The sequence below is a fragment of the Cohnella caldifontis genome, from assembly GCF_029360585.1.
GTDB classification, from domain to species: domain Bacteria; phylum Bacillota; class Bacilli; order Paenibacillales; family Paenibacillaceae; genus Cohnella; species Cohnella caldifontis.
Genome location: NZ_JAQZSJ010000023.1, coordinates 56872 through 67683, shown reverse-complemented (window position 1 = coordinate 67683; position 10812 = coordinate 56872). Strand labels below are relative to the sequence as shown.

Annotated in this window: 12 protein-coding genes and 2 tRNA genes; 10 read left to right on the top strand and 4 right to left on the bottom strand. The window is 58.0% G+C overall.

Features of this window, described 5'->3' with window-relative positions:
* The first annotated feature begins 226 nt into the window (after window positions 1–226).
* The 6 genes from PTZ19_RS22590 to PTZ19_RS22565 all read left to right on the top strand — a co-directional run bounded on the left by PTZ19_RS22590 (window position 227) and on the right by PTZ19_RS22565 (window position 5325).
* On the top strand, window positions 227–2296 hold the full coding sequence (locus PTZ19_RS22590; RefSeq protein WP_276357898.1) for a multicopper oxidase family protein: 2070 nt from the start codon (window positions 227–229) through the stop codon (window positions 2294–2296).
* Between the two features lie 74 nt (window positions 2297–2370).
* Complete coding sequence (locus PTZ19_RS22585) at window positions 2371–2721, top strand: hypothetical protein (protein ID WP_276357897.1); 351 nt, start codon at window positions 2371–2373, stop codon at window positions 2719–2721.
* Between the two features lie 15 nt (window positions 2722–2736).
* The gene (locus PTZ19_RS22580) at window positions 2737–2913 is read left to right on the top strand and encodes a hypothetical protein (protein WP_276357896.1); all 177 of its coding nucleotides are present in this window, start codon (window positions 2737–2739) and stop codon (window positions 2911–2913) included.
* 24 nt (window positions 2914–2937) lie between these two features.
* Window positions 2938–3084: a small acid-soluble spore protein P gene (locus tag PTZ19_RS22575; protein ID WP_276357895.1), complete on the top strand. Its 147-nt coding sequence runs from the start codon at window positions 2938–2940 to the stop codon at window positions 3082–3084.
* A 121-nt stretch (window positions 3085–3205) separates the two neighbouring features.
* Complete coding sequence (locus PTZ19_RS22570; protein WP_276357894.1) at window positions 3206–4111, top strand: YitT family protein; 906 nt, start codon at window positions 3206–3208, stop codon at window positions 4109–4111.
* A gap of 131 nt (window positions 4112–4242) precedes the next feature.
* On the top strand, window positions 4243–5325 hold the full coding sequence (locus PTZ19_RS22565) for a hypothetical protein (protein WP_276357893.1): 1083 nt from the start codon (window positions 4243–4245) through the stop codon (window positions 5323–5325).
* 67 nt (window positions 5326–5392) lie between these two features.
* On the opposite strand, the gene PTZ19_RS22560 is transcribed toward PTZ19_RS22565, so the two are convergent.
* Window positions 5393–6013 carry a LysE family translocator gene (locus PTZ19_RS22560; RefSeq protein WP_276357892.1) on the bottom strand — a complete coding sequence of 207 codons (621 nt, stop codon included), beginning with the start codon at window positions 6011–6013 and terminating at the stop codon, window positions 5393–5395.
* 64 nt (window positions 6014–6077) lie between these two features.
* Window positions 6078–6154, bottom strand: a tRNA-Pro gene (locus tag PTZ19_RS22555).
* Window positions 6155–6372: 218 nt separating this feature from the next.
* Between PTZ19_RS22555 and PTZ19_RS22550 the strand changes: the two genes are divergently transcribed.
* From PTZ19_RS22550 to PTZ19_RS22540, 3 genes are all read left to right on the top strand, one after another.
* Complete coding sequence (locus PTZ19_RS22550) at window positions 6373–7167, top strand: transporter substrate-binding domain-containing protein (RefSeq protein WP_276357891.1); 795 nt, start codon at window positions 6373–6375, stop codon at window positions 7165–7167.
* 77 nt (window positions 7168–7244) lie between these two features.
* Window positions 7245–7892, top strand: coding sequence for an amino acid ABC transporter permease (locus PTZ19_RS22545; protein ID WP_276357890.1), 648 nt, complete (start codon window positions 7245–7247; stop codon window positions 7890–7892).
* Window positions 7893–7905: 13 nt separating this feature from the next.
* Window positions 7906–8634 (top strand): amino acid ABC transporter ATP-binding protein, encoded by a 729-nt coding sequence (locus PTZ19_RS22540; RefSeq protein WP_276357904.1) that lies wholly within the window; start codon window positions 7906–7908, stop codon window positions 8632–8634.
* Window positions 8635–8711: 77 nt separating this feature from the next.
* On the opposite strand, the gene PTZ19_RS22535 is transcribed toward PTZ19_RS22540, so the two are convergent.
* Window positions 8712–8789, bottom strand: a tRNA-Arg gene (locus tag PTZ19_RS22535).
* 69 nt (window positions 8790–8858) lie between these two features.
* Here PTZ19_RS22535 and PTZ19_RS22530 point away from each other — a divergent pair.
* Window positions 8859–9869, top strand: coding sequence for a LacI family DNA-binding transcriptional regulator (locus PTZ19_RS22530; protein ID WP_276357889.1), 1011 nt, complete (start codon window positions 8859–8861; stop codon window positions 9867–9869).
* A gap of 58 nt (window positions 9870–9927) precedes the next feature.
* On the opposite strand, the gene PTZ19_RS22525 is transcribed toward PTZ19_RS22530, so the two are convergent.
* Window positions 9928–10755: a sugar phosphate isomerase/epimerase family protein gene (locus PTZ19_RS22525; protein ID WP_276357888.1), complete on the bottom strand. Its 828-nt coding sequence runs from the start codon at window positions 10753–10755 to the stop codon at window positions 9928–9930.
* Between the last annotated feature and the right edge of the window lie 57 nt (window positions 10756–10812).

Sequence of the window (10812 nt, the reverse complement as noted above, 5' to 3'; positions counted from 1 at the left end):
CAGTTTCATTATTTCAACTGTCTACTGCAAGGGGAGCATATCAATGATTGCGGGTTCTGGGCAACTTAAGCCGCACGCTCTACGAGAGAGCGTGCGGTTTTTTGCGAGGCCGGAAGTCGGAGCAAGGTCCCCGTCCGAAGTCGGGCCGTACTCCAAACTTCAGGACGTTCTGATCTTCTCCGGGTTTCGTTACCATGGGATTATCGAATTCATGGGGAGGATCATCATGTACGGTAGCATGGCAGGCGTAGAGCTTGGCTGCACCCTGATTACGGTTCTGCTGGCTTGGATTGCGGGGAATAAAGCTTCGAATCTCGTGTATGCCGGCTCGGGAAGACGGTTGCGCCAAAGCATACGCAGTACGTTCATTATCGCGGGGACTGCATCTGTGTTTGCGGTTGCGGTATTGGCCGGCATTTTCATCATCGCGGCGACGAAGCCGTCCGTTTACTGGGAGGACCGGGTGCTCATCAACGCCCCGTTGATCGGCGTCCCTTTGCTGGCCGTATGGTGCTATTCGGTTCCCGCCCTTCGGCGCGTTATGCGAATCCTGCCGCCCGAAAGCGGCGCGCCGGATGCCGGTATACGGGGGAAGCTTTCCGCGCCGGGAGTCGTCGTGCCGTTTCAAGCCGCCGCGGTGGGTGCCGCCACCGCATTGTATTTCGTGCTGGCGGCGCCGTTTCCGCTTCAGCCGCTGGACGCCGCGTCGCCGCTCTTCGTATGCGTGCTGGCGATCGTCGGCATGTGGATGCTCCATGACCGCCGCTGGCAGCGCGTGTCGCGTCCGGATGCGCCATTCGCCGGCCGTACGCGGCGAAGGACGTTGGGCAAACTTGGCGCGTTAGCTCTCGGCTTCGCGGTTATGTTGGCGGCGGTTGCTTCCGGCGCGTCCGCCAGCCGGCTGCCGGATCGGCTCGATATGGCGTCCGGTCCGATGGATTTTGGGGGAGGAACCGTGCTGTCCCATGATACGTCCCGAGCCGTCTCGGTCGCCATGATGACGGGTCCGCGGGAGGAGAAGCCGGACCGCCGAATCACGCTGACGGCCGAACGCAAGACGGTGAGGCTCGCCTCCGGGAAGGAAATCGAGGCCTGGACGTTTAACGGGGAAGTTCCCGGTCCGGAGCTGCGACTCAAGCAAGGAGAACTCGTGGAAGTGACGCTGGCGAACAAAGATATCGAAGCAGGCGTCACCCTTCACTGGCATGGACTTGACGTGCCGAACGCCGAGGACGGGGTTGCCGGGGCGACGCAAGACGCGGTTATGCCAGGGCAGACCCATACGTACCGTTTCCGCGCCGAGCAGACCGGAACGTTCTGGTACCATTCCCATCAGGATTCCCAAGAGGCCGTATCCAAGGGGCTGTTCGGCGCGCTCATCGTGGAACCGGCACAGAGTGGGCCGACTGATCCGTCGGTTCGGGATATCGTCGTCCTCAGCCACTTATGGTCGGGGTCCTCCGGGTTCGCCATCGGGACCGACAGCGGCGTGCGGCGGGAGACGGTCAAGCCCGGCACTCCGGTCCGGCTCCGGCTGCTCAACACGGATAACTGGGTCCGGCAGCGTTACCGGCTTGCGGGAACGCCTTTCCGCGTAGCGGCTATCGACGGAACCGAGCTGAACGAGCCGCAGGAGCTCCGGAACGCCGAGCTGCAGTTGACGACGGGCGGACGGTACGACGTCACGTTTACGATGCCGGACCGGCCGGTCTTCCTCAGCGTAGGCGGAAGCACGGAAGTCGGCTTGCTGATGAGCCCGGACGGCACCGGAGACGTTCCAACCCTTTCTCCGCCCGCCTCCGTCTTCGATCCGCTTCATTACGGAAAGCCGGCGTCGACGCCTTTTCATGCGGACAGCGCGTTCGACCGATCCTTTCGGATGATTTTGGACAACAACCTGGGCTTCTACGACGGCCAATTCGACTTCGTCTATACGATCAACGGCCGTTTATTTCCCGATACCCCAATGTTCATGGTAAAGGAAGGGGAGTTGATCAAGGTTACCATCGTCAACCGAAGCGCCGTCGATCACCCGATGCACCTGCATGGCCATCACGCGCTGGTCTTGTCGCGAAACGGCGAGCCGTCGGACGGAAGCCCATGGTGGACGGATACGCTCGATGTCCTTCCGGGGGATACTTACGAGATCGCCTTCCGGGCCGACAATCCCGGGATTTGGATGGATCATTGCCACAACTTGACGCACGCGGCCGCCGGCATGTCGATGCACTTGATGTACGAAGGCGTATCGACTCCCTATACGATCGGAACCGCCACCGTCAATCAGCCGGAATAACGATGTTACCTTGCTTCTCCGGCTTGCATGAAGTCATTTCCCCCGGGCCAACCTAACGGAGCGGAGGTGCTGACATGTCGACCGATGATCAACTGACCGTTCCCCCGGCCCAGCTGGCCGAAGCCTGGCAGCAAGTGCTTCCGGAACGGCTGCATGGCGGTGACGAGGCCAAGGTCTTGCCGGACGAAGCCGATCCGAAGGCGCTTCGCGTCCATATCCAAACCGCCGGACGTCAAATGATGGAGTTCGACTTCCTCGTGAAATATTTGGACAGCAGGGAAATCTCGATCGATCTGGTGGATGCGGAACGAGACGGACAGACGGTAGACGAACGCAATGACGTCATGCAGGCGCTCATTCACGATTACCGCCGTCACCTGCACGAGTGCGCGCAGGCGCTCCACGAGGTCACGCACGCGGATTAAGGAAGGGGCGGAAACATGGCAGACGCGAACGGAATGCCCGACAAAAACTTAAGCAACGTAGCGGAAGATTTGGCTCAGGATCCGGTAAACGCCCATCACGCCCAGCAGCTTGGCCAGAAATCGAACGATCGGCGCCATAAGGACGCCATCAATCACGACGATCCCGTTGACCGGCAGCATTTCAAATCCTGATCGGCTCCAAGGAGGAACGGCAGCATGAAGCCCAAAACCCAGCCCGTCGCGCAGCCGGGACAAACCGGGCGCGAGCGTAACGACCACAGCCGGACGCCGAGCGAACCGATGTCCGGTTCGAAGCAAGTCAAAAACCGCAACCACTCCCGCCACAACAACGGGGAAGGCTGACATATTCCAACTCGTACGGACCCGGCGAAGCCGGGTTTTTTTTCGTTTTTATTGTGCGCAGCGCGACACAGTATCATCAGGATTGGTATAATAGAAAAAAAGCGAACAAAGGGGGCTTTCTATGACCGCAATCAAAGGATCTCCGCCAACAAGCCCGCAAAACGTCGTCAAGCACAGCCGGCTGAAGCCGCTAGAGCTCGTCAGGCGTATCTGTTTCATCATGCTGGGCGCGATTCTCGTAGGTTTCGCGCTGGAGACCTTCTTGGTCAACAACTCGATTATCGACGGCGGCATTACCGGCATTTCCATCATGTCCTCCTATTTGTCCGGCGTTCCGATCGGCGTTTTCCTGTTCCTGTTGAACCTGCCGTTTCTCCTCATCGGCTACAAGATCATCGGGAAAACCTTCGCTTTATCTACCCTTTTGGGCGTCTTTACCCTTTCCGTCACGACTGCGTTGCTCCACAGCTGGCAGCCGTTTACCGACGATACGTTCCTGGCGGCCGTGTTCGGCGGCATCATGCTGGGCGTCGGCACGGGGATCGTCATTCGGGCCGGCGGTTCGCTGGACGGAACCGAGATCGTGGCGATCATCCTCAACCGCAAAACCCCGTTTTCCGTCGGCCAGATCGTCATGTTCTTCAACGTATTCATCCTGGGCAGCGCCGGCTTCGTCTATACGCTGGACCGCGCCTTGTTCTCCATGATCGCCTATTACATCGCGTTTAAAGTCATCGATCTGACGATCGAAGGTTTCGACGAATCGAAATCGGTCTGGATCATCAGCGACAACTACCGGGAAGTCGGCAACGCCATCGTGGATCGGCTCGGCCGAGGCGTTACCTACTTGAACGGGGAAGGCGGATACACGGGGGACGACAAGAAAGTGATTTTCGTCGTCATCACGCGTCTGGAGGAAGCGAAGCTCAAATCGATCGTCGCCGAGCTGGATCCGCAAGCTTTCCTGGCGGTCGGCAATATCCACGACGTACGGGGCGGCAGGTTCAAAAAGAAAGATATCCATTAGATGGAAATCCAGTCTGTTGCCGCGTTTTTACTCTATTTTTAGGTCGAAAAGGGCTACCCGAACCCCCCCGAAGTAAGATACAATGAACGATGTTCACGGAAGAACACGATTCATGAGGGGAGTTTTACTTTTTGATCAAATCGAAAGTATGGTTGTCGCTGGTCAGCCTGATCCTAATAAGCGCGCTCATTCTCGCAGGCTGCAACAGCGACAGCAAGTCGCCGCAGGAAGCCTTGAAGGCTTCGATGAGCAAATCTTCGGAAATCAAGTCGTACAGCTTCAAAGGCAGCATGAAAATCGAGGATTTGTCCATTCCCGCCACCGGAGACGATGCCGCCAGCACGGGAGCGGTACTGAATGCCGTAAAGAACGCGGACCTTTCCTGGACCGGCGCTTACCGGGCGGACCCGATGCACTTGGAGATGACTTTGTCGTTGGCGCTGAAAGGCGATATGGCCGTCAACTTCAATATTCCGATCGTGATGGAGAAGGAAAAAATGTGGGTGAGAATCCCGAACATTCCTTTCTTCCCTCTGCCGGAGGATATGGTTAACAAGTTCCTGGAGCTGGATTTGAAGCAGCTCGCGGAACAGTCGGGTCAGCCGATGCCTTCCATCGATCCCGCCAAATCCCAGAAATTCGCGAATGACATCTTGGGCATCATTTTCAAGAACGTAGACGAAAAGCAATACCTTTCGGAAGTGAAAGCAAAGGACGCCGGGCTACCGGAAGACGCAGACGTGAAGCAAGTGATTCAGTTCAAAGTCGGCAAGGACCAGGTGGAACCTTTCATCAATACGGTCGTAGAGAAAATCGCGCCCGAAATCCTCGACCTGCTGTCCTCCAACGCCGAGTATCGCGATATGTTGGGCCTGAAGCAAGAGGACCTGGATCAGGCCAAGAAGGACCTGAAGGGTACGGGCAAGGACGACATCTCCAAAGGATTGGCCGATTTCAAACAGAACGTGAAGACGCTCGACGTCGTCGCCAACATCGGGATCGACGCCAAAGAATATCCGGTTTACAGCGACGTGCACGCGAAGATCGCCGGAACGACGGACGGCCAGGAAGGCTCCATCGCGTTCAAGGTCGTATCCCAGATGGCGGACATCAACAAGGACGTCAAGCTGGAGTATCCGGACGGACCGAAGGAGATCATCACGCTCGAGCAATTCGAGCAGCAGATGGGCGGCGCGTTCGGCGCGGGACTGTAAGCAAGAGCAAAAAAAGAGCGCTCCGTTGGCATAACGGAGCGCTCTTTTTATTTGCGTTCGTTTCTGTTTAAGAAGAGATAAGTTTAATGCCGAGAAGACTCATCACGCCGGCGGCGGTCCGGTCGATCCACCGTTTGCAGCGGGCGTAGGCTTTCCGCGGGGCCGCGGAGGAAAGGGCCACCGCTACGATCGCGTACCAGCCGGCTTCGACGAGAAAGACGAGCGGCAGGATCAGCGCGTCGTATTTGAACGTGATGTGCTCGGGAAGCATCGCCGCGAAGATGCTGCCGTATACGATGGCGGTCTTCGGGTTGCTGAGTTGGGTGGTCAAGCCAAGCAGCAGGGAGCTTCTCCGTCTCGAATCGCCCGCTGGATTCGACTCCCGAATGTGCAGGGGCTGGGAGGAACCTCTCCACACTTGATAGGCAATATAGAGCAGATAAAGCCCTCCGGCGATTTTCAGAATCGCGTAAACCCAAGGAACCGCCGTGAGGATCGTGTGAAGGCCGAGCAAACCCAGTACCGCGAACGCGACCCCTCCGATCCCCATTCCGATGGCTGCCGCCAATCCGTCCGAACGGGAAACCGATATGGAGCGTTGGGCGATGAAGACGAAGCTCGGACCCGGGCTCACGACGCCGACCGTCAGGGCCAGCAAAATTCCGAAAATCGAATATACCTCTTCCATTGCCATCGCCGCCTCCGAATACAGAAAAAACCTTGATCGCTCAAGGTTTTCGGGATGTTATGTATGGTCGAGACGACAGGATTTGAACCTGCGACCTCTTGGTCCCGAACCAAGCGCTCTACCAAGCTGAGCCACGTCTCGATGCCGCCGTTTCCGGCGAACGAATTACATTATAGCATGGGCATCAGCAAAAGGAAAGGGCATGGGCGAGGAAATTTGCAGGAAATTTTCGGCAGCTCCGAATCGCTCTCGAACTCTTGTAGAACATTCCCAAAGGTTTATCCTTACGATTTTCATTGTCAGTTGAACGGAATCCTGCTAGAATTGATCCGACGAAAACTCATGGGAGGCTAGACAGAATGAGAAAATGGGGTTATCTCGTGCTGGCCGTCCTTCTGGTCGCGGCGCTGACCGCGTGCGGCAAGAAGGAAGAAGGAGCCGGCGGGAAAGTATATAAATTCGCGACGGACGCGGCGTACTCGCCGATGGAACTGATGGACAAGGATAAGGTCGTCGGATTCGACGCCGACTTCCTGGACGCCGTCATGAAAGAAGCGGGGCTGGATTACAAGCTGGTGAACACCGGCTGGGATGCGATGCTGGAAAGCGTCAAGCAGGGCACCGAATACGACGGCGGTATTTCCTCCGTCTCCATCACGGACGAGCGCAAACAGACGTACGATTATTCCATCCCTTACTTCGAATCCACCAACATGATCATGTCCAAGAAAGGCAGCGGATATAAATCCGCCCTGGACATCAAGGACAAGAAAGTGGCGGTACAGAACGGTACGACGGCGGATATCATCATGAGCGAAATCATGGGCAAGGACAACACCAACCTCAAGCGCTTCGAATCGAATACGCTGGCTTTCACCGAACTGGAGAAGAACGGAGTCGACGCGGTCGTGGCTGATATCGCGATCGTTGGGGAATACTTGAAGCAGCACCCGGACAAAGATTTCGAAGGCGTGAAGGACGAGGCGAACTTCCCGTCCGAATATTACGGCATTCTGCTTCCGAAGGGCAGCGAACTGAAGTCGAAGCTGGATCCGGCCATCAAGAAAGTGCTGGAGAACGGCATGTACAAGGAAATCTACAAAAAGTGGATCGGCGAAGAGCCGAACGTCGAGAACGTCCTGAACGCGAAATAAGGATTTGCGGAGGAGCATGCGCGGCCGGAAGGGTGCGCATGCTTTTTGCCGCCATTCAAGGTTGAAGGAGACCCGCAATGGACTTCAGGTTCGATATTATCATCGAATATTTGCCTTTGTTCCTGAAAGGAACGCTGATGACGATCGGCATCTCCTTGGCGGCAATCGTCATCGGGTCGATCCTCGGCTTAGTCATCGGTCTGGGCAGGATGTCCCATAGAACCTATTTCAGCTGGCCTACGGCGGCGTACATCAATTTCTTTCGCGGCACCCCCTTGCTCGTTCAGGTGTACCTCGTGCATTTCGCCGTCATCCCCGTGTTCTTGGGAAGAACGGACGTGATCACTGCCGCGATCGCGGCATTATCGTTGAATTCGGCTGCCTACACGGCCGAAATATACCGCGCGGGGATTCAGTCCGTGGACAAGGGACAGAGGGAAGCTTCGTATTCGCTGGGCATGACCCATTTCCAAGCAATGCGGCACGTGGTTTTGCCCCAAGCCATCAAGCGGATGATTCCGGCGTTCGGGAACGAGTTTATTGTCCTGATCAAGGATTCCTCCCTCGTATCGGTGATTGCCGCGCCTGAACTAATGTATTGGGGCAAGGTCATGGTGACTCAGTATGCCCGGTTCTGGGAGCCCTACGTAACCGCAGCGGTCATCTACTTCATCCTGACTTACTCGCTCAACAAACTGTTGGCCTATATAGAAAGGAAAATGTGACGCCATGAATCCGATGATCCGGGTACGCGGGCTATCCAAGTCGTACGGTTCCCATACGGTGCTGCACCAGGTGGATGTGGACATCATGCCCCAGGAAGTCGTGGTCGTCATCGGGCCGTCCGGCTCCGGCAAGTCCACCTTCCTGCGATGCCTGAACCTACTGGAGAAGCCGGAGCACGGGGAAATCTGGGTCGAGAACGTCCAGCTCCTGGACAAGCGGACCGATATCCCGAAAATCCGGGCCGAGATGGGCATGGTGTTCCAACAATTTAATCTATTCCCGCATATGAAGGTTGTGGACAATATAACGCTGGCGCCCATCCGAGTGTTGGGGAAGTCCCCGGAACAGGCCCGCGGCAAGGCGTTGGAGCTTCTCGGCAAGGTCGGGCTGGAGGCGAAGGCGAACGCCTATCCGACCTCGCTCTCGGGCGGCCAAGCGCAGCGGGTGGCGATCGCCCGGGCTTTGGCGATGGAGCCGAAAATCATGCTGTTCGACGAGCCGACTTCCGCGCTGGATCCGGAGATGGTCGGCGAGGTGTTGGCGGTCATGAAGACGCTCGCCCAGGAAGGCATGACGATGGTCGTGGTAACCCACGAGATGGGGTTCGCCCGCGAGGTGGGAGACCGCATCTTGTTCATGGACGAAGGCCGCATCGTAGAGCAGGGCAAGCCGGACGAGTTGTTCGGTGCGCCCCAGCATGAACGGACGCGGAGCTTCCTGTCCAAAGTGCTCTCTCACTGAGGCAATGGTTAAAAGCTAACAAAAACGCCCTCCGCATGATAAAATCTGCAGGAGGGCTCTTTTTTACAAGAAAGGTATGGCGCGCCACGGCGGGATTCGAACCCGCGACGCACAGTTTAGGAAACTGTCGCTCTATCCAGCTGAGCTACGGGCGCGCGACGCGGTATTCATTGTACCAGAAATTCGGCTCGGAGAAAAGCCATAAGAAATGGGGATTGGGGAAATTGGCGACCAACATCCGGGATGTAGCCAAAGCGGCCGGCGTGTCGGTGGCGACGGTGTCCAAGGTTCTGAACGGCTATACGACGGTCAATCCGAAAACGAAGGAGAAAGTGCTCCAGATCGTGAGCGAGACGGGCTACCGGCCCAACGCCGCGGCTCGGTCGCTGGTCGGCCAGCGCTCGATGACGCTCGGCGTGTTCCTTACGACGGGACTTACGAATCCGTTCTTCAGCCACGTGCTGGCGGGCATGGAGGAAGGGCTCCGGACCAAAGGTTACGATCTGATCTACTTGGCGCAGCTGTCCTACCACAACCCGGAATACAGCTTCGTCCGGCATTGCCAGAGCCGCAACGTGGAAGGCGTGATCGCGTTCGGCGTCCAGCGGGACGAGCTGGATTTCGGCGAACTGATCGATTCGCGAATTCCCACCGTTTTCATCGATTTGGACGCAACCGGTCCGAGAGCCGGGTATATCAGCTCCGACAACCGGGCGGGAACCCGCGGCGCGGTGGAGCATTTGGCGGCGGCCGGGCACCGGCGGATCGCCCTGATCTCGGACTTGCCGGGCACCTACGTCGGACGTTTGCGGATGGAAGGCTACCGGGAGGGGATCCGGGAGGCCGGTCTTGCTTATCGGGAGAGTCTCGTCGCCTACGGCGATTTCACCAGGGAAAGCGGCTATCAGGCCATGAAATCGCTGCTGGCCGCGGATCCCTTGCCGACGGCGGTCGTCTGCTGCTCCGACTACGGAGCGATCGGGGCGATGGACGCGATCCGGGAGGCCGGCTTGTCCGTGCCGGGGGATATTTCCGTTATCGGGTTCGACGACTTGGAGATCGCCTGCAACGTACGGCCGGCGCTGACTACCGTTCGGCAAGACACGCGGACCATCGGCCGCCGGTCCATCGAATTGTTGGACGAAATGATTCGGGAGGAGAATGCCCCGGCGCCGTCGGTTATCGTTCCGACCGAGCTGGTCGTCCGCGAAACCAGCGCGCCTCCCAAGGGATAATCCCGCCTCCGCTGCAGGGCCGCCTCGCCTCTCGCTGGAAAGCGCTGCCCCTTCGCTTCTACAGATAATCGCTCACGATGCCGCGGATTCTCTCGAGTCCTTCCCACATGTCCCCGGGACCGTCATAGATGAGGACGACCGCGCCGTCGTAGCGCGACTGTTTCATCGCCTCCAGGCACCGGCGGAACTCCGTTTCGTCGGGAAATCCGTTCTCGTCATAGGAGGCTTTCGCGTGGACGGAGAGGCTGCGGGGCAAGATCGCCCGGAATTCCTCGTACTTGGAAGGCGCTTCGAAATTGCCGAAGTCGGTAATAAAGCCGATGGCGTCCCCCGTCAAGCCGAGCAGCTTCGCGCAGCTGCCGCCCGTTTTCGTTAGCGCCTGAAAATTTTCGGACACGACGCTCACCCCGAAGCGCGACGCGTATTCCGCGAGCTCGACCAGCCGCCCGGCAGACCGGCGGATCGCTTCTTCGTCCGTGTGCGGCGCTTGCCCGGCGATTACGCGGATCCGTTTCGCGCCCGCCTCGGAGGCGATCACAATCCACTTGCGGATCATTTCCAGATCGGCCTCGAGACGGTCCGGGTCCTGCGACGTCAAATCGCCGTAATCGAGCAGCAGCGTATCGAAAGCGACGCCCGCCTGTTCGAACGCGCGCCGGAGGGATGCCGAATATTCCGGATCCGTAGACGGAAAATGGAAGTGGCAAATCTCGGCGGCCGCATACCCCCGTTTGGCCAACTCCCGCGGCAGTTCCAGCAAGGAGAAGACTTCCGGTTCGGGCTGCACGTGCGTGACGTGGGTCCGGCGCTCTTCATCCCACCCGGTCCACCGAAGCGGGCCGAGCAGCCGATGCAGGCTCCAGGTACTGACGGATAAATAGGACATCGTTTGCCATCCTCTCCCAAGAACATGAAATTACTGTCATCATAGCCTGCCGGCAAC